Raw genomic sequence first — 17,261 nt, forward strand, 5'->3', positions numbered from 1 at the left:
AGTATTCGCCGAATGGATGGTGCCATGGAGGAGGTCCGGGGCCGATCGTCAGCCTCGGTCAATCTGATGCGCTCGGGGATCCAGCCGGCCAGGGAAGACCAATCCACGGCATGGTGACCGCGGTGAGGGCGGCGAACCCGGGCCAGTCGTTGTCGCGGCGGAACGCGCACACCACGGCAATGAGCCCGGCCGCGATCCACGTCGAGGACCACAACGCCATCGGGCGCAAGGGCCAGCAGCAGGCGTACGCCGCGGGTGTCTGGCAGCCGTTCGGCGAGCTGCCCGGCCCCGTACAAGCCGACGAGGGAGCCGAACAGCAGCAGCGACGCGCCACGGCGCCCGATACGGCAGATCAGCCGTCGGCTCACGGACTCCGGCGCGCGCAGTCATGCGAGGACCGGTCTTCACTCGCCGGCGTCCCCGCCGCTGACCGACCTCCAGAAGGCGGAGGACCCCGGCGAACACACCTCGCCGGGATCCTCCAACTTCAAGATGTCGGCGACCCCCTCGCCGGGCTCGTCGATCAGTTGCGCGGTCAGGCGGTTCTGCGGCGGATGGGCGAGGACGATCTCGGCGATCGCGGCCTCGTCCTCCTTGCCGGGCAGGTGTAGGTCAGGTGCGGCATGGCCGGTCAGTTCTCCTTCGTGAGGTGATCGCGGAACCAGGCCACGGCCGCCCTGGACGCCGTATCGAACTGTGCGATGTAGGGATCGAAATGGCCGCCGGGGATCAGTTCGAGCCGCTTGGGCTCGAGTGCCTTCTCGTACGCCGCCAGAGCCAGGTCGGTGACGGTGACGGTGTCGCCGGTGGCGACCACCATCAGCAGGGGGGTGGGAGAGACGCGCGCGATCCAGGTGCCGGGCTCGTACATGCGGGCAGCGCGGGCGGAGCGGACCGTCACCTCGTTCTTCCACAGTCCTTCAGGGACGGGCTGCAGATAGAAGTCGATCGCTTCCTGCGTGCGGTAGGACGCCGGCACCGACGGGTCGGCACTCACCAGGGCTTGGCGGCGCGGAGGTTCGCCCCGCAGACGGCCTCGTTCGTCCTCGTTGAACGCCTCCTCCAAGGCGGCGGTCGCCTCCGGTGGGATGCGGCGCAGCCCCTGCTCGTAGCCGCTGATGGTCGGCACCTGCGAGACAACCGCCTTCAGGCGCCGGTCGGTGGCGCCCAGGACGATCGCATGCCCGCCCGCGTAGCTCGTGCCCCACAGGCCGATCCGGTCGGAGTCCACTTCGTCACGGCTCTCCAAGTAGGTGATCGCTCGCCGCCAGTCGGCGATCTGCTGCCAGGGGTCGATGTCCTGGCGGGGCTCACCGTCGCTGGAACCGAACCCGCGGTGGTCGTGGACCAGGACCACGAACCCTTCCTCGGCGAAGACCTCCGCGAAGGGCTCGATGCTGTGCTTGGTCGTACCGCCGTAGCCGTGGGCCATCGTGATCGCCGGGTGAGGCCCCGGGGTCTCGGGCAGGTACAGCGTGCCGCGCAGCGTCACCGCACCCTCGGCCGGGAAGGAGACTCGTTCTCGCAGGGTCATGAAGGGACACTCCTGGGCAGCGATTGCGTACGATAAATGAAAGAGAGTTTCCACGCGTCTCTGAAACGCGAGACCCTCCAGGGCGCCCGCCACTACGGCGACGCCGGCACCTGTCGCAGAACCGTTTTCGCCTGGCTGGCACGCTACGACACCCGCCGCCGGCACTCGGCCAACGGCCACCTCAGCCCCAACGAATACGAACGCCGACACCGCTCGGCTGAGCTCGCGCTCGCCGCGTGATCAACGAAGCGTGTCCACCATCACGGGGGAAGGCCCGTCGGCGAGTGAGACGACGTAGCGCTCCAGGCGGGCCATCGGCGAGGTGAGCACCGCGTGCGGGCCCTCCCGCAGTTCCTCGCGGGCCTGGGCGACGAGGCCCTGGCAGTAGTCGGAGAAGACGCGCACATAAAGGTCGTGCTTGTTGCCGAACGCCTTGTAGATGCTGCGGTGTACGTGGATGGATCCGTTGGTGCCCGTCCTGCTGAACGCGGACCAGGGATGCTCGCAATACCGGTCTGAGCACCGTGAGTTATGTGAGCAGCCTGCAATTGGCCTGTGGCCGTCCACCAGAGGTTGGGAGCGCACCTGCTCAGTGGCCCGGTACCTGACCGGAGTCGGCCAGGGCGCCGAGGTGGCTGACGAGGAAGCGGGCGGCGCGGTCGAGTGCGGCGTCCGCCTCGTCGAGACGCCCGTGCTCCGTCTGGTAGACGTGCGGGAGGCCCGGCCCGATCTCCAGCGTGGCCTCGACCTGGGCCGCGCCCGCGCGGGCGGCCAGACGTACCGCATCGTCGAGGAGCACCTCGTTCGCGCCGACCTGTACGAGTATGGGGGGCAGGCTGGCGAGGTCGGCGAACACCGGGCTCGCCAGGGGGTGGTTGCGGTTGCCTGAGCCGATGTAGAGATCCGCGAACGCGCGCATGCCGGCCGCGGTGACGATCGGGTCGGCGTCTTCCTTGGTGCGCATGCTCTCTCCGGAGAGGGTGAGGTCGACCCACGGGGAGAAGACCACCACGGCGGCCGGCTGCGGCAGCCCGGCCTCGCGGGCGGCGAGCAGGGTGGCGATGCTCAGGCCGCCGCCGGCCGAGTCACCTGCCACGGCGATCTCTCGTGGATCGGCTCCGGTCGCCAGCAGGTCGCGGTAGGCGGCGAGTCCGTCGTCGACCGCCGCGGGGAAGGGGTGCTCGGGAGCCAGCCGGTAGTCCACCGATGTCGCTCGCAGTCCGGCGCGGGCGGCGAGTTCACCGGCGAGGCCGGTGTGGGTGTCCGGTGAGCCGGCGACGTAGCCGCCGCCGTGGAGGTAGAGGAGCCGTCCGCGGTCTGCCGCTCCGGCCGGCTCCAGGCTCAGGGCGGGCCGCCCGCCCAGGACGGTCCTGCGGGTGGTGACGCCTTCCGGTGCCGGCCGGGTCACGGCCGCGGCGAACGAGGTGCGCAGCTCGGCGGGGGCGGGCTGCGTGTCGGGGCGCGGGCCGGAGCGGTGCAGGGCGTCGAGGGCTTGGCGCTGCTGTCGGGACATGGTGGGGCTCCATTTCACGTCATTTTCGCTGCCCCGATCCAAAGAACAGGGCAGCTTCGCCCTTCTTACCTGTTTACCCAAGGCATAGAGAGGTCGATGTCAGAGACCAGCTTTCCGCCGCCGAAGCTCATGTTCTCCAAGGGAATGGCATACATCATCAGGGTGACATCGTCCTGGCTGACGCCAACCTTTTCTACGGCGTATCGGGTGACCAGCTCCGCGAGCTTGCGTTTCTGCTCCACCGTCCTGCTCGTGCCGGTCGTCACCGTTACGAGCATGCGCTTGTCGGATCGCTTCACGTCAGGAAAAGTCGGATGGATGAAGAATTCATCGTCCTTGTGCTCACTGATGATGACGAAACGGTCATCCATAGGTGTATCCATGGCTTCATGAAGAGCGAGATTCAAGGCATCCGCCAGAGCCCGCTTCTCTTCGCTAGAGAACTTTTGAGCCGGAAGGTGGGCGTGAAACATTGGCATGAGTGTTTCCTCGGTTGTGTTGTTCAGGTCAGATGAGGCGATGAAGTTGGCTGTTTTCTCGGCTTAGCTAAGAGCGGATCATCGGCGAGGCGGCCGCCGGCGCAGGCCGCGACCCGAGGACGCTCCGGCGCGTCTGCAACGTGATCGGCGTGATCGGCGACCGCGGGGACGGACCGGGGCTCGTCGGCAATGTGCGGCGGTGGGCAGACACCCTCGCCGAGTGGGCCGTGGAACTCGGCTTCGACACCAGACCCGAGCCCAGGTCAGCCACTACCGACGCCGCGGCGACCCGCTTCCGCTCCGCCTACGGCTCGTACCGGCTGGCGTCGGGCAGGTCCGCGATGAACTGGCCCAGCCCGGCCCTGGCCGGCGGGATGAACGGGTTGTGCTGGAGGTAGTCGGGGTGCAGGTACCGGTCCAGCGCGGTGAAGTCCTTCGAGCTGAACGCGGTCGTCAGGAACTCGAGGACGACGGCCTTGTTCCGCTCCGTCGCCGTCCTCGTTCGGCTCTGAGTCATCAGTCCTCCTCAGGTTTGCCGACCGACACGACTTTGTTGACTGACTGGACCACAATAGAAGCATGAAGTGGTCCAGTCAGTCAACAAGGCGAAGAGCGTCAGGCGATCCGTCCGCGCCGGCATGGAGGGTCGGGTTGCCGACCCTCATTGTGGTCCACTTGGACCACAATGAGGTATGGTGAGGCCATGGGGCGAAAACGAGGCTTCGACGAGACCACCGTGCTTGATGTCGTGCGCGACCGGTTCTGGACCACCGGATTCGACGGCACGTCCACCTATGACCTCATGGATGCGACCGGCCTGGGCAAGGGCAGCATCTACAAGGCGTTCGGCAACAAGCACGACCTTTATGTGCGCGTCTTCTCCGACTACTGCCAGGGCCTCGTCGCCCAGGCCCGCGAGGAACTGCGGGAGGGCCCGCACGCGGTGCTCACCTCGCCGATGGCCCGCCTGGAGCGCTACGTCGTCTCACTCGCCGACGCCTTCGCGACCGAGTCGCCGCGCCGGGGATGCTTCCTCAGCAAGGTCACCGCAGACCGCGCCGGAGAGGACGACATGGTGGCGGGCACGGCCCGTCGCGCGTTCGAGGATCTCGCCGGCGCCCTCGCGTCCGCGCTACGCGACGCCCAGGACGCGGGAGAAGTGGCCGAGCACGTCGACGCCCAGGCCCTGGGATATCTGCTGCTGAGCGTGATCAGGGGCATCGACAACATGGCCAAGGCGGGCGTCGACGCCACGACGCTCCGGCAGACGGCCCAATCGGCGCTGGAGCTGATCCCCAGGGCGGACGCACCGAACGTGCGGCGCTGACATTCCCCCCTCTCGTCCGACGACGGACAAGCCGCGGCGGACATAAGCAAAATGTGCAGTTTGACTGTGGCGAGGAGTTCGCCGCCTCTCACCGGGAGTCCCTATGCGTGCCATCCAGATCACCCAGTTCGGAAAGCCGGAGGACGTCGTACGCGTCGTCGATCTCCAGGAGCCGAACGCTCCCGGCGCCGGCGAGGTCAAGGTCGCGGTCGAGCTCTCACCGCTGAACCTGCACGACCTCAAGGTCGTCAGGGGCGAGCTCGGGCGGCCACCGCTCCCGCTGGTCCTCGGCAGCGAGGGTGTCGGCCGGGTTGTCGAGGCGGGCCCCGGCGTCGACACGCTCGCGGCGGGCGACCTGGTGGTTCTGCCGCTGCTCGCCGGTGCCTGGCGCGAGCGGCTGCTGCTGCCCGCCGACGGGCTGTTCCGACTGCCGGAAGGCAGCGTCGAGCAGTTCTCGATGCTGGGCATCAATCCGCCCACGGCCGGTCTGATCCTGAGCGAGTACGCCGACCTGAGGCCCGGGGACTGGATCGTGCAGAACGCCGCGAACTCCGGCGTCGGACGTTCCCTGATCGCCCTGGCGAAGGCCCGCGGATTCCGGACGATCAACTTCGTCCGGGACGAGTCCGTGTCCGCCGAACTGACCGCGGCCGGCGCGGACATCGTCCGCCTCGACGGCCCGACGGCGGTCGAAGAGGTTCGCACGGCGATCGGCGATGCCCGGGTCGGGCTCGCCGTCGACTCGGTGGGCGGCGACGCTCCCGCCCACCTGCTCGACCTGCTGTCCGAGGGCGGTGCGCTCGTCAGCTACGCCTCGGCGACCGGACAGCCGATGTCCGTCGACGCACTGACCCTGATCGGCAAGCGCGCGACGGTACACGGATTCTTCGCCGGCCATTTCGACTACGCGACAAAGGTCCTCCCCGTCATCCGCGAGGCCACGCCCCTGGTCGCGAGCGGAGCCCTGTTCGTTCCGCTAGGCGCCGTGTTCGACCTCGATGACATCCATACGGCGATCGAGCAGGTCGTCCGCGGCGGAAAGACCCTGCTCAAGGTGGCCCGGTCATGACGATCGAGATGCCCGAACTGTCCTACGAAGTCCTGGTCTCTGACGGCGTTCCCCGGAAGATCGATCTTCAGCTGCCGAACGGCGACGGGATCGTGTCCTCGCCGATCTCATCCACCCTGATCACCGGAGAACGCGACGCGGTCCTGGTGGACCCGCCGCTGACTCACACCCAGATCGCGCAGGTCGCCGAGGGCTTGGCGCGCTCAGGGAAGCGTCTGGCGTACGTCTACGTCACCCACGGCCACCCCGACCACTGGTTCGGCACCGCGACGCTGCTGGAACGGTTCGGCGACGCCGACAGCGTGGTGTACGCCACCGAGGGCACCATCCGGCAGATGCGCAGCCAACTGGAGAGCAAGGACAAGGGGTTCGCGAAGACCTTCCCCGGGGTCCCGGAGAACACCCCGGTCCTCGCCGTGCCCGTGCCGACCGAGGGATTCCGGCTGGAGGGCCGAGTCCTCCGGGCCGTCGAGACCGGTCACACCGACACCGACGACTCCAGCGTCCTGCACGTGCCGTCGATCGGTCTCGTCGTCGCCGGGGACGTGGTCTACAACGGCGTGCACCTGATGATGCTCGAAGGCGGTGACGGCGGCCTTCAGGCGTGGCTGGACGGCATCGACCGGGTCGCCGCACTCGATCCGCGCCACGTGGTCGCCGGTCACAAGAAGGCAGACCTGCCCGACGACCCGAAGATCCTGGACGAGACCCGGCAGTACCTGCGCGACGCGATCCGGCTCCTGGCCGGCAAGCCGGAGCCGCTGGAGTTCTTCGAGGAGATTTCGAAGCTCCACGGTGACCGGCTCAACCCGGGACCCCTTTGGTACAGCGCCCTGGGCCTGCTCGCCTGAGCCACACCGCGTCGCCACCCCACGAAGACAGGCGCATCACCTCGACGAAATACGGAGGTTGCCGACATGGCCACCCGCATGAAGATCGCGATCCTCGACGACTATCAGAACGTCGCGACGAGCCTGGCCGACTGGGGATCGCTCGTTGCCGAAGTCGTCGTTTTCACCGAGCCGTTCGCCGATGCCGACGAGGTGGTCCGTAGCCTCGCCGGGTTCGACGTGCTCGTGGCCATGCGGGAGCGCACGCGATTCCCGGCCGAGGTCCTGGAGCGGCTGCCCGACCTCCGGCTCCTGGTCAGCACCGGCCCCGCCAATGCCGCCATCGACCTTACGGCCGCCCACAGACTCGGCATCACGGTGTGCGGGACCCGCTATGAGTCCCACCCCACCATCGAGCACACCTGGGCGCTGATCCTCGGTGCCACGAGAAACCTGGTCGTCGAGGCGGAGTCGATGCGCGCCGGCGGCTGGCAGGTATCGGTCGGCGAGGGGCTGCACGGCAGGACTCTCGGCATTCTGGGCCTCGGTCGCGTCGGCTCCGGAGTGGCACGGATCGGACAGGCCTTCGGAATGGACACCATCGCATGGAGTCGGAGCCTGACCCCCGAAACCGCCGCCGAGCACGGCGCGCGGGCGGTGACGAAGGAGCGACTCTTCACCGAAAGCGATGTGCTCTCGATCCACGTACCGCTCAGCAAGCAAACACGCGGGCTGGTCGGCGCGGCGGAACTCCGGTCGATGAAGCCCTCGGCCCTCCTGGTCAACACCTCACGCGGACCGGTCGTCGACGAGGTCGCCCTGATCGACGTCCTGCGTGAGGGCGCGATCCGAGCAGCCGCCCTCGACGTGTACGACACCGAGCCGCTACCCGCGGACCACCCGTTGCGGGCGCTGCCGAACGCGCTGCTCACGGGGCACGTCGGATTCGTGAACCGCGACTTGTACGAGATTTTCTATCAGGACTCCGTCGAGGACATCGCCGCGTTCCAGGCGGGTTCTCCCGTGCGGCTGATGAAGTAGGAGCCGAAGACGACGACCCGACCGACTCACACACCGCCTCTCTCCCATGTGACGGCTCCGACGCGGTTCGTCACGGCGAACGGGATTCGGTACGCCTGCCGGCGCTTCGGCGCCGAGACCGGCACACCGCTGGTGTTCCTGCGGCATTTCCGTGGCGGCATGGATCACTGGGATCCTGCGGTGACGGACGGACTGGCCGCGAACCGTCCGGCCATTCCGTTCGACAACACAGGCGTCGCAAGCTCCAGTGGCCAGACCCCGGACACCGTGGAAGCGCAGGCCGATGACGCGGCGGCGTTCATCCAGGCGCTGGGCCTGACCCGCGTTGGACTCATTCATGCCACGCAGCATGCGCCATCGGACACGGTGGTGCCCCCTACTGCCGTGCCGACCGACGCCTCGCCCGTGACTACGAACGCCACCCGCACCGCTCCGAAGCCATGATCCACCTCGCGATGATCGACCTCATGGCCCGCAGACTCACCGGTGAAGCCACGCTGAACTGGCGCGGAACCTAACCCCGGACCAAACGCTCAGTCAGGACGGCGCGGGCGTGCGGCGGGTAGGCAGCGGAAGAACGGCGGCGCCGCTGCGCAGAGCGTCATTTTCGAGGGTCAGCTGGCGGATGGCCTCCTCGTACAGGGCGAGAGTGCGGCGCAGGTCGGTGTTCTCCTTCCGTAGCCGGCTCAGGTTGGCTTCCGTACGTACGTCGGATCCGGAGGGTACCCGCGGAACCGCAGGCCGGGCTGGGGCCGGGGTGTGGGGCCGGAAGTGCGCGTCGATCAGGTCGGCGTAGTGCCGGTGGAAGGTGGCGTGCGGGATGTCCAGGAACCGCTCGACCGCGGTCACGGTGGGCCGCCGTCCGCGGGCGGCGGCCTCGGCAAGGACGGTGTCGATGGCGGCTTTGACGGTGTCGGTGTCGGGCAGAACGCGTTTCACTCGGCGATCTCCGGGGTGTGGCGGGTGAGGAACGCGGCGGTGGCACGGTGCTGTTCCTCAAGGCGGTGGCGGACGTAGGGGGCGAGGTGGTCGCGGTTGGCCAGGGCCTCCTTCAGCTTGGTCAGGTGGCCGTTCAACGCCTGGCGGTTGGCAGGCGTGAGGGCGGTGTTTCGGCAGGCCAGGGGCTGGCAGTCGGCCAGGACGGGCTGGCCGTCGCCGGGAGCGTTGGACGTGCGGCACAGGGCGCGGTCGGGGTTGTAGACGCAGGTGACGAAGGTCCCCAGGTACAGGTGCGGGTCGTGGCGGGCCACGATGCGGCGCAGGCGGGCTTCGTCAGTGACGACCTGGCCGTCGAAGACGGTGTGCCGGGCGAACTCGGCGAGCCGGGCTTCGGCCTCGGCGCCGGCTGGTCCTGAAAGCGTCGGTCGGTCTTCGTCAGCGCCCATCTCGGCGAGGAGCTGGCCCCGGGCGAGGGCTTGCTCGGCTTCGACCTCGTCGCGGAAGCCGGAGTCGCTGGTGCCGGCGTAGCCCTCGAACATTTGAATGCACTGGTGGCGGTATTGCAGGGCTCCCGCGATGGCGCCGCCGGGGCGGCGGGCGATGAACCAGGCCAGGGTCCGCCGGAACTGGCGCGTGGTCAGCCGAGGCAGCCGGCCCCGTTCCAGGGGTATCCCGTCGGGGCGGCTGCGGTCGTCGCAGTAGGCGGTGATCCAGGAGATCAGGAAGGTGATGTCCTTGTTGGTGGTGTTGCTGTTGGGCACCGGGAATGCGCTGCGGCGGCGGGGGCTGGGTGCGGGGGCGAGCAAGTAGGGCTGGTCCTGGGGCTGGAAGCGTTCGAGGACGGCGATGGCCCGGGCGACGGGGGCGGTGACGATCCAGGTGGCCTCCGCGCCGTGGACGTCTTCGCCCTTGAAGGCGAGGCTGGCCAGCCGGTGCCGGTAGACATGCCCGTCCGGTGCCTGCTGGACGCTCAGGCATCCGCGCTTAAGGTGCTTGATCTCGGAGTCGCGCATGCCGGAGAGATAGGCGATCACGATCCAGCAGGACACCAGAAGCAGCCGCTCCATGCGTGCGACGTCGTAGTACGAGATGCGCTCCAGCCACGGTCGGCCCTCCAGCCGCCCCTGGGGAGCGTGCGCGAGCGGGCAGTCCGTGTCGACTCCGACGTCGCCGACGGCCTCCGCGATCATCTGTCGTGGCCGGGCCTCGTCCAGGCGGTGAACGGGATAGCCCAGCAGTCGAGCCAGGTAGCTGGTGCTGGGGAAGGGCTCACCTCGGCGGGCGGAGGCCAGGCGCGCGGGTGCCGCTGGCAGGGGGTGGCGACGGCGACGGAAGTCGTCCAGCAGTTCCGCCAGCGCGGTGGGCAGGTCAGGGCCGGCGGGCGACCGGGCATCGATAGCGTCGCGCTCTGCGCGGGCAGCCAGGACATCGTCGGCGAAGTCGTCGACCCAGCGCATCGCCCAGCTCAGCAGCGGTGCTACGACCTGCTCGGGGATGCGGTCGGTGAGATTCTCTCCGCCCGCGCGGCGGTGATGGCGTGCCCATGCTTGCCACAGGGGCCGTCGCAGCGGATCCTGGCCGAGGTGGTCGGGCAGGACATTCCGGTAGGCCAGAACATCCGCACCGCTCGCCGGTTGCATCGGGTGGCACCGCCGGACAGCCGAAGTGCCGTGATCTCGCGGTGGTAGTCGTCCAGGTCCTCACCGTCGAGCTCCCGCAGGGTGCGGTCGCGGCCGTGGACCCACCACAGGAAACGCCGCACACAGCCGAAGTAGGTACGGATGCTGTCGATCGCCAAGGGCAGCTCCCCTGGCGGGGTGTCGTGGGCGAGTAGAGCGAGGAACAGCGGTTTGGCGACATCGACCAGCGCAGGCGGCAGCAGCGTGAAGTCCAGCCGGAGGGTCTTCTGGTCAACCCGCAGCCAGGCTGGCGTCAGCACCCATACATCCTCGGCGTAGCGGGACGTCTGCTCCAGGACGGCGTGATCGCGCAGCGGACGCCCGGCCAGCACCAGAGTGTCGCCGGGCACCGCGGTTGGCCGTGCGGCGGTTTCGAAGGCACTGGTCACGGGGCTTCCTTCGGGCCGTCCAGCAGGTCGAGCGGCAGTAGAGGTTTCCCCTGGGCGGCAGCGGCGTGCTGGGCGGGGCTGAAGCGGGGCAGGATGTCGCGGGTCAGGATCTGCCAGGTCGTACCGTGCTGGGCAGTCCACTGCTCGGCGTCGCGCTGCTGGAGATCCTCACGCAGGGCGTCGACCAGGGCGAGGAGAGCGGGCAAGTGCCGCTCCAGCACCAGCGCGTTGGAGCAGCTGAAGCAGCTAAGAAACGAGCTTCGGCATCGGCCGCCGGCCGGATGGTGCTCCATGTCGAGACACGAGGCGGCGAGCGTGTCGAGCTCTCCCACCTCCGCTTTGTTCCGTGCGGTCTGGGGCACGGCCTTGGGGTCCGCCCCACCTAGCCGGAGCATGACGTCGCGGGCGTGGTGTTCGGCGTCGGTGATTGCCTCGGTCAGCACGTCGGCGGCCCACTCGCTGATGAACGGATCCGCTCGCAGGTAATGGGCGAAGGACGTCTGCGCCGTGTTGGTCAGCCGGGCGGACGGCAGGTGCCCGCCGACCCGCTTGGCCGTACGGGCCTCGACGGTCTTCTTCATCCGGGTCACCAACATCTCAAGCGGCGCCCCGTCGTCGCCGACCAGTCCGTGGCCGTCGGCCCACGCCCTCAGCTTCAACTTGCGGGCCAGCTCAGCATCGAACGGGCCGCAATGCCCCGCGGTCGCGGCATGCCGGGCGCCGCCACGACCGCTGCCCGCCCAGATCGACCACACCGAGGCGGTATGGGAGAACGCGCGGCTGCGCGCCATCATCCGGTGCAGCAGCAGGTAGAAGCTGCCCATCGTCCTCAGGTCCCGGTCCGGATCGACACTCCAGTGCACGCTCGCCCGGGAGTTGGCCTTGCCCCGGCGGCGCTTGGTCAGCGTCACCGCGACCGCCCGTTCCTCCAGCAGCCGGTGCTCAGCGGGCAGTTCCTTGAGCGTCTCCGGGTTCCTGCCGCTCAACCCTGCCGCGTAGATCAACAGCGGGGCGAGGTCCGGGTCGATGGCGAACAGCTGCCGCGCCTGTGCGTAGCAGGCCGCCGGATACTCGCCCGCCGAAAGCCCTCGGTAGTCCACCTGGACCCGCCCCGTACGCGCCATCGCCTCCAGCCGTACGCCCTGCTCCCGTTCGGCGAGAGTCAGGGAATCGGGGGCCTCGAGGAAGCGCCGCAGCAGGCTCTCGCCCGCCGCGAGCCGGTCACGGATAGCCGCCACGTCCGAACGGGCGGCAGCCATGACGGCCTGGAACTCCCGGTCCGAGTACCCCGGACGCATCTCCTGCTGGGCATCCACCCCGTGGCCGCGCTGCCCGGCGAAGTCCGCTGCCGTCCGATCCAGCCGGTCCTGGCCAGGCAAGGCGCGCACGATCCGCAGCAGCCCCTGGAGGTCTCTGCGAGCAGACTTCTCCGAGCACGTCTCCCGCCGTGACATCAGATACCGCTCCAGATGACGCGCCCGCAGGTCCTCCACCCGCTGCGGCGGAACAGGAAGGCGGTCCAGGAGCAGGAGGAACCGTTTGATCGACTGCCACTGGCCGCTCGCCGCCCGCTGGGTCCGGCACCCGCCGCCAGGCCCGATCCGCACCCCCAGCGCGTACGCGAAGTCCAGATGCATCCCCGGCAGCGGCAACTCCTCGAACCGGAACACGCACTCGCGCCCGTCCTCCCCGGTGAACCGCGCTACCGGCGATCCCCCCTCCTTGGGAACCTCCACGACCGGTGGCGGCTGATAGAGCCCCTCGGGCACAGCCGCCGCACACCCGCGGCCCGCGCGCGGTGAGTCCTGGCTCACGCGGCCACCGCCGACCGCTCCAGCCAGCCCTCCTCGCTGAAGCCCGCCGGCTCCCACGCCCCTTCCGGCACCAGCTCCAGGCGCGTACGCATCTCCAGCTCCTGCAGAGTGTGCAGGTAGATCGCCGTGGTAGTCGCCGACCGGTGACCCAGCCTGATCCGCACCCAGTTCAACGGGTCCCCGAACACCCGCTGATACGTCAGCCGCTGCTGCTCGTTCATCTCGCCCAGTGCCTGCAGATGTCCCCGCCACAACAGCTCCAGCGTGGTCACCGCGTAGGAATGGCGCAGCATGTGCGGGGTCGCCGCAACGCCGACGCCTCGGGCACGGCACCGGTCGTTGGCATCGGCGAAGACCTGCTTCCACCCGGAGACCGTCATCGGCAGACCCCACTGGTTCAGCCACACCATCGCCGGCTCCCACCCGCCGTCCGCTGTGGCCACCAGCAGCCGGCGCCGCTCAGCCGCGTCCAAGCGAGCCACCGGCACCCAACGGCCCCCGATCCTTACCCTGGGCGCGGCCGGGTCCTCTACCAGCAGCGACCGGCGAGATGGGGTGTAGAAGCCGCGCGAACGGCCGTAGTCGAGCATCTCCGCCCGGTCCCACTCCATATAGTCCCGCACGTCCCGCAGCACGGACACCGGCCAGTACACCGCCCGCCCCGAGTGCCCCTTGGAGATCGCGTGCGGCAGCATCGCCCGCGCGTTGACAATCCCGGACCCAGCCGGCGGGAGCTCCGGCACCTCGAACACCGTCAGCGCCGAGTGCTCGCACAGCCGCAACCCCGTACGGATCATCGAGTCGGCATACGCTGCGTTCCGCGCCGCCCACCTGCCCCGGAACGCCCGCCTCGGCATCTCGTTCGCGTCAAATCCGCTCAGCCCCACGTTGCGCCACAGCCGATACGACCTCGGCGGCAATCACTTCACCTCGCGCCGTGGCCCCGTGTGCGACGCCTCGGCCGGCACCTGCCGCACCGAGCTCCCGTCAGCCCCGCGGCGCCACGGCGACCAGGCCACAGATGCGCGCTGGCGAACGGGGTTGGCTCGTACGAGGTCCTGCTCGATCGCCCACAGGTAGAACTGGTTGACCGTAGAGACTTCCCGGTCCCAACTGGTGTCTTCCACTCGGGGCCCGGAGTCGTCGCGACGACGCCACCACTCGTACGCCGCCCGATCGTCCATCGTCGCGTCGCGCCAGTCGCACCGGCCTCGCCCGAACCACAGGAAGTCGAAGTATGTACGCAGGTCCCGGGCATGCGCGGCCTGAGTGTTCCACGGTGAAGATGCCAGCCACACCGAGAAGTAGCGGTTCAAGGCCACGTCGTACTCGGCCGCCGGGCTCATCAGGAACGGCTGCCCCTCGGGCACGCCCAGGTCATCCAGCCGCTGATCCAGACCGCCGAACAGGCCACTGAACTCCCGTATGAATGGAGTCACTTCCCTCGGCCACGCCGGGTCCCGCCGGGTGAAGTGCACCCGCCACCCTGTGATCGACATGACGCTGGACGATAGCCGCGGACAGCTCAACAGCGCATAACCCAAGTGGGACGGTTCTCCAGACACTCAGACGAGACCGGCCCCGCCCACGATGCCCGCGACCGCGCCAAACAGCGGCCTCGATGCGCTGTCCGCCAAACCAGTTGGGCCGGGCCCTGTACTCGGAGTCTCCGTCGCGACGAAAACCGTGGCCCGCTCGAGGACCTCCACGTCCTCCCGCAGCCGGCGGTTCTCCCGCCGCAGTCGGCCAGTTCCTCGCGTTCGCTGCTGATCAGGTCACCGCGCTCGCCCGCGTCGGTCTCGGCCTGGCTCACCCACAGCCGCACCGCGGTCTCGATCAGGTCGAAGTCCTTGGCGATCTGGCCGACCGAGCGGTCACCACGTCGGCACAGCTCGACGATCGCGGCCTTGAACTCCGGCGTGAACGAACGGTGAGGCCGAGGCTTCTTCTTCCCATCCTCTCCATGATGGCCATCCTTCCGGGGCACAACCCCTGATCTCAGATGTCCGTCAAAGCGGATCAAGCCCAGTTGATCGCTCCTTCGCGCCCGCGGACAGATGCTCTGTCGTGCCTCACGCGCCCAGGCCGACGCGATGGGAGTTCGTCGGCTCAGGTCAGGCAAGCCAGGCCCGCCCTCTCAGGCCGCTCCGTAACGCCACCAGCGCCAGCTCCCACCCCGGAGCTGACCAGCCGCTGTCGCCGTGCCGTCGCCACGCCCGTACCCCTACAGTGGGGTCGATGCCGAGGAGGCGTACTGACATGGACCAAGAACACATCCTGGCCAGGATCAAGACGATGGTCGACGACGAACGCAGGCTCCGCGACGCCCTCGCGGCCGGACAGATCGACAGCACGACCGAACACGCTCAGCTCGGGCAGCTGGAACGCGAACTGGACCAGTGCTGGGACCTGCTGCGCCAGCGGCGCGCGAAGACGGAGTTCGGCGAGAACCCGGACGAGGCGCACGTACGCCCTTCGTCACAGGTCGAGGGCTACCTAGACTGACTGCGGCTCCGGGCATGGCCGGACCGCCCCCGTCGCTCCCACCATGCCCGGCACGGGCAGAGCCCGTCCAAAGGCGGTTTACTTCGCCCCTGTCAGCCGGGCGCGCCACGCAGGCGATGTGACAGGCTCCTGCAGGAGAGGGTGAACGCGACTGGCCCAGCAGGTCTTCGCCGGACACCGACGTGCCCCTCGTCTTCGATGCAGAACCCGGTCCAGGCCCACCCGCACCCGCAACGCCGCATCGCTGGTCGAAATTCCGACTTCGAACATCGGGAGACCCTTCCTCCCTGACGAGCAGGGCTGGGCAGGCGTCCCCGAACCCATCAGCGACACCGGCGCACGCCTCGCCTACGTCGCCGTCACCCGCGCCCGTCACCACCTCGACCTCGGCGGCCTCAGCTGGATCAACAACCAGCCCACAGCGGCCCCAACGCCAGGCAGACTCCCGCTGGGTAAGCCACTCACCGCAACGCCGTTGACGGAGAGACCAATTGGTTCACCCGTCTCCGCGTCCCACGCGCGGACCATCTCGTCGGCGCCCGCCGCGAGCAGCAGATCAGTCCCGTCCACGCGTGCCGTCGCGAGAGCGAAGACGTAGGTGCCGGTTTCCATCGGAGGGCCGACTGGAGTGCCGGTTCGGTGTCCCACCTCTGAAGTATTCGTTCCTGGTCGGTGGAGACGAACAGCGACCTCCCCGTGGCCAGGGGTGGCAGTGCCTTGATGATGCGAACCGTGGAGGCATGTCCTGCGGTCGGCTCTCCGAGAGGGTGTCCGGTCACCGGGTCCCAGCGCCAGAGTCGACCCGCGTCGTCCCCCGCCACGATCACTCCCCCCTTGGACGGCGTGGGCACGCATCCCACAGCCATCGCAGAGCTACCTGAGCCGACCTCAAACCGAGGCTTTCCAGCGCTGCACCGCTGATGCCGTCCCACCGGTACACGGTCCCGTCATTGCCGGCGCCAAGAAGTACCGGCCTGCCACCAAGCTGTCCGGCACTCAGGGCCCAGACGGTCCTCTCCTCCCAGGCAAGTTCCGGGCGGTAACGGCCCGTCAACGCGTCCCACCACTCGACGCCGTCCTCTGTGGCGACAGCCAGTGACAAACCTCCGCCTGGAAGCCGTACCAACGCCGTGTCATTGCAGCCGGAGACCCCCTCTCCGTCGCGCCAGGCGAGTTCCCCCGTACGCAAGTCCCAACACTGGAACTCGGACCCGTCCTGCACCGACACGTAGACGAGGACCTGTCCGTCCTGCCCAACCTCCAGGACAGGGCCGACACTGTGCCCGAACCCTGTGCAGATCCGCACCATCTCCCGGACCATCAGATGCCTCAAGGACATACCCCCATTTGCACCCTTCCTCTGCGGTCACATCCACACACGCGACCACGTCACTCCGCCACGAGCCGACCTTCCTCGGGGAGCCTTAGCGACTCGTCCAACGTAAGAAATCTGCTCTCTCCAGTCTCGGTTGAGACAAGCACAGGATTCGACGAGCGGTGAGCTGTCGCTGGACGCGGCCGAGGTCCGGGCCGCCGCCGAGGAGTTCGTCGGCCGCAACGGCCCCGGCTGGAGCGCGGACTGGGAGGTCGCCGAGGAGTCCGTGAGCCATGTCGCGGGCGACGCCGTGACGCTGCTGCGCTGGCGCCCGACCGAGGCCGGGCACCCGGGAGTGCGCGAGGTGACCGTCGAGGTCGACCGCCGCACCGGCGCCGTGACCTATCTGTCCGCCGCGCGGGGCACCGCGGGCACTGCGGGCTTCGTGGTCACCGCCGAGGAGGCCGTCGCCGCGGCCCGCGCCGCGATCGGCGACGACCACGGCACCGCGACCGCGACCCCCGACACCTGGGACATCTCGCGCTGGACGGTCACCGTCGACCGCGGCCTCACAGGCCGCCCGGGCGCCGAGACCCCGGACGTGGAGCGCGTCACGGTCGACGCCCGCAGCGGCGCCGTCCTTTCCCGTACGAAGAGCTGATCCCGTACGGCGACCTGGTCCGTACGGCGACTTGATCCCGTACGAGGAGCTGATCCCGCACCTCAAGGGCGCTGTCCGTACACACAGTTCACCGACCCGTACGACGAGCCATCCCGTACCGGCGGCTCACCCGTGCCCCCACACAATCCCCACGACCCGATCCGTA

Annotated in this window: 20 protein-coding genes and 1 pseudogene; 10 read left to right on the top strand and 11 right to left on the bottom strand. The window is 68.8% G+C overall.

What is annotated here, in order from left to right; genetic code table 11:
• Window positions 1-110: 110 nt before the first annotated feature.
• Entirely contained in the window at window positions 111-611 is a 501-nt protein-coding gene (locus QF027_RS01430) for a hypothetical protein (RefSeq protein WP_307072167.1), read from the top strand.
• 20 nt (window positions 612-631) lie between these two features.
• Here QF027_RS01430 and QF027_RS01435 read toward each other — a convergent pair whose 3' ends face one another.
• The gene (locus QF027_RS01435; protein ID WP_444876083.1) at window positions 632-1,627 is read right to left on the bottom strand and encodes an alpha/beta hydrolase; all 996 of its coding nucleotides are present in this window, start codon (window positions 1,625-1,627) and stop codon (window positions 632-634) included.
• On the opposite strand from QF027_RS01435, the gene QF027_RS01440 reads away from it, so the two are divergent.
• Window positions 1,571-1,774 (top strand): integrase core domain-containing protein, encoded by a 204-nt coding sequence (locus QF027_RS01440; protein WP_306986985.1) that lies wholly within the window; start codon window positions 1,571-1,573, stop codon window positions 1,772-1,774. The two genes, QF027_RS01435 and QF027_RS01440, sit on opposite strands and share 57 nt — an antisense overlap.
• Here QF027_RS01440 and QF027_RS01445 read toward each other — a convergent pair whose 3' ends face one another.
• The 4 genes from QF027_RS01445 to QF027_RS01460 form a co-directional block, all read right to left on the bottom strand.
• Window positions 1,775-1,939: a hypothetical protein gene (locus QF027_RS01445; RefSeq protein WP_307072169.1), complete on the bottom strand. Its 165-nt coding sequence runs from the start codon at window positions 1,937-1,939 to the stop codon at window positions 1,775-1,777.
• Window positions 1,940-2,123: 184 nt separating this feature from the next.
• On the bottom strand, window positions 2,124-3,047 hold the full coding sequence (locus QF027_RS01450) for an alpha/beta hydrolase (protein ID WP_307072170.1): 924 nt from the start codon (window positions 3,045-3,047) through the stop codon (window positions 2,124-2,126).
• A 65-nt stretch (window positions 3,048-3,112) separates the two neighbouring features.
• Complete coding sequence (locus QF027_RS01455) at window positions 3,113-3,520, bottom strand: tautomerase family protein (protein ID WP_306986988.1); 408 nt, start codon at window positions 3,518-3,520, stop codon at window positions 3,113-3,115.
• Window positions 3,521-3,830: 310 nt separating this feature from the next.
• Window positions 3,831-4,043, bottom strand: a complete 213-nt coding sequence (locus QF027_RS01460) for a nuclear transport factor 2 family protein (protein WP_306986990.1) — start codon at window positions 4,041-4,043, stop codon at window positions 3,831-3,833.
• 186 nt (window positions 4,044-4,229) lie between these two features.
• Here QF027_RS01460 and QF027_RS01465 point away from each other — a divergent pair, with 186 nt between their 5' ends.
• The 6 genes and pseudogenes from QF027_RS01465 to QF027_RS01490 form a co-directional block, all read left to right on the top strand.
• Entirely contained in the window at window positions 4,230-4,853 is a 624-nt protein-coding gene (locus QF027_RS01465; protein ID WP_307072171.1) for a TetR/AcrR family transcriptional regulator, read from the top strand.
• 103 nt (window positions 4,854-4,956) lie between these two features.
• Window positions 4,957-5,922, top strand: a complete 966-nt coding sequence (locus QF027_RS01470) for a zinc-dependent alcohol dehydrogenase family protein (RefSeq protein WP_306986992.1) — start codon at window positions 4,957-4,959, stop codon at window positions 5,920-5,922.
• On the top strand, window positions 5,919-6,773 hold the full coding sequence (locus QF027_RS01475) for an MBL fold metallo-hydrolase (protein ID WP_307072172.1): 855 nt from the start codon (window positions 5,919-5,921) through the stop codon (window positions 6,771-6,773). Before QF027_RS01470 ends, QF027_RS01475 begins: the two co-directional genes overlap by 4 nt.
• A gap of 66 nt (window positions 6,774-6,839) precedes the next feature.
• Window positions 6,840-7,793: a D-2-hydroxyacid dehydrogenase family protein gene (locus QF027_RS01480; RefSeq protein WP_307072173.1), complete on the top strand. Its 954-nt coding sequence runs from the start codon at window positions 6,840-6,842 to the stop codon at window positions 7,791-7,793.
• A gap of 48 nt (window positions 7,794-7,841) precedes the next feature.
• Entirely contained in the window at window positions 7,842-8,237 is a 396-nt protein-coding gene (locus QF027_RS01485; RefSeq protein ID WP_306986994.1) for an alpha/beta fold hydrolase, read from the top strand.
• Window positions 8,186-8,311 (top strand): annotated as a pseudogene (locus tag QF027_RS01490) (IS5 family transposase); the annotation flags it as partial. The gene QF027_RS01485 and the pseudogene QF027_RS01490, both read left to right, overlap by 52 nt.
• Before the next feature lie 19 nt (window positions 8,312-8,330).
• On the opposite strand, the gene QF027_RS01495 reads toward QF027_RS01490, so the two are convergent.
• The 6 genes from QF027_RS01495 to QF027_RS49465 form a co-directional block, all read right to left on the bottom strand.
• Window positions 8,331-8,732 carry a hypothetical protein gene (locus QF027_RS01495; RefSeq protein WP_307072174.1) on the bottom strand — a complete coding sequence of 134 codons (402 nt, stop codon included), beginning with the start codon at window positions 8,730-8,732 and terminating at the stop codon, window positions 8,331-8,333.
• Window positions 8,729-10,372 carry a hypothetical protein gene (locus QF027_RS01500; RefSeq protein ID WP_307072175.1) on the bottom strand — a complete coding sequence of 548 codons (1,644 nt, stop codon included), beginning with the start codon at window positions 10,370-10,372 and terminating at the stop codon, window positions 8,729-8,731. The genes QF027_RS01495 and QF027_RS01500 overlap by 4 nt, the downstream gene beginning before the upstream one ends.
• A 424-nt stretch (window positions 10,373-10,796) precedes the next feature.
• Window positions 10,797-12,614 (bottom strand): hypothetical protein, encoded by a 1,818-nt coding sequence (locus QF027_RS01505; protein WP_307072176.1) that lies wholly within the window; start codon window positions 12,612-12,614, stop codon window positions 10,797-10,799.
• Entirely contained in the window at window positions 12,611-13,411 is an 801-nt protein-coding gene (locus tag QF027_RS01510; RefSeq protein WP_306986997.1) for a hypothetical protein, read from the bottom strand. The genes QF027_RS01505 and QF027_RS01510 overlap by 4 nt, the downstream gene beginning before the upstream one ends.
• 123 nt (window positions 13,412-13,534) lie before the next feature.
• A complete protein-coding gene (locus QF027_RS01515; RefSeq protein WP_306986998.1) occupies window positions 13,535-14,092 on the bottom strand; it encodes a site-specific integrase in 558 nt (185 codons plus the stop codon).
• A gap of 47 nt (window positions 14,093-14,139) precedes the next feature.
• The gene (locus tag QF027_RS49465; protein ID WP_373431095.1) at window positions 14,140-14,601 is read right to left on the bottom strand and encodes a transposase; all 462 of its coding nucleotides are present in this window, start codon (window positions 14,599-14,601) and stop codon (window positions 14,140-14,142) included.
• Window positions 14,602-14,873: 272 nt separating this feature from the next.
• On the opposite strand from QF027_RS49465, the gene QF027_RS01520 reads away from it, so the two are divergent.
• Window positions 14,874-15,119: a DUF2630 family protein gene (locus QF027_RS01520; protein WP_306986999.1), complete on the top strand. Its 246-nt coding sequence runs from the start codon at window positions 14,874-14,876 to the stop codon at window positions 15,117-15,119.
• 1,469 nt (window positions 15,120-16,588) lie between these two features.
• Complete coding sequence (locus tag QF027_RS01530) at window positions 16,589-17,095, top strand: PepSY domain-containing protein (protein ID WP_306987000.1); 507 nt, start codon at window positions 16,589-16,591, stop codon at window positions 17,093-17,095.
• Window positions 17,096-17,261: the final 166 nt, after the last annotated feature.

Source organism: Streptomyces canus (genome assembly GCF_030816965.1).
GTDB classification, from domain to species: domain Bacteria; phylum Actinomycetota; class Actinomycetes; order Streptomycetales; family Streptomycetaceae; genus Streptomyces; species Streptomyces canus_E.

Bases quoted from the DNA above. Each gene is read 5' to 3' on its own strand.
- QF027_RS01430 (WP_307072167.1), top strand. From the start codon at position 111: ATGGTGACCGCGGTGAGGGCGGCGAACCCGGGCCAGTCGTTGTCGCGG.
- QF027_RS01440 (WP_306986985.1), top strand. From the start codon at position 1,571: ATGAAAGAGAGTTTCCACGCGTCTCTGAAACGCGAGACCCTCCAGGGC.
- QF027_RS01450 (WP_307072170.1), bottom strand. From the start codon at position 3,047: ATGTCCCGACAGCAGCGCCAAGCCCTCGACGCCCTGCACCGCTCCGGC.
- QF027_RS01455 (WP_306986988.1), bottom strand. From the start codon at position 3,520: ATGTTTCACGCCCACCTTCCGGCTCAAAAGTTCTCTAGCGAAGAGAAG.
- QF027_RS01460 (WP_306986990.1), bottom strand. From the start codon at position 4,043: ATGACTCAGAGCCGAACGAGGACGGCGACGGAGCGGAACAAGGCCGTC.
- QF027_RS01465 (WP_307072171.1), top strand. From the start codon at position 4,230: ATGGGGCGAAAACGAGGCTTCGACGAGACCACCGTGCTTGATGTCGTG.
- QF027_RS01470 (WP_306986992.1), top strand. From the start codon at position 4,957: ATGCGTGCCATCCAGATCACCCAGTTCGGAAAGCCGGAGGACGTCGTA.
- QF027_RS01475 (WP_307072172.1), top strand. From the start codon at position 5,919: ATGACGATCGAGATGCCCGAACTGTCCTACGAAGTCCTGGTCTCTGAC.
- QF027_RS01480 (WP_307072173.1), top strand. From the start codon at position 6,840: ATGGCCACCCGCATGAAGATCGCGATCCTCGACGACTATCAGAACGTC.
- QF027_RS01500 (WP_307072175.1), bottom strand. From the start codon at position 10,372: ATGCAACCGGCGAGCGGTGCGGATGTTCTGGCCTACCGGAATGTCCTG.
- QF027_RS01510 (WP_306986997.1), bottom strand. From the start codon at position 13,411: ATGATCCGTACGGGGTTGCGGCTGTGCGAGCACTCGGCGCTGACGGTG.
- QF027_RS01520 (WP_306986999.1), top strand. From the start codon at position 14,874: ATGGACCAAGAACACATCCTGGCCAGGATCAAGACGATGGTCGACGAC.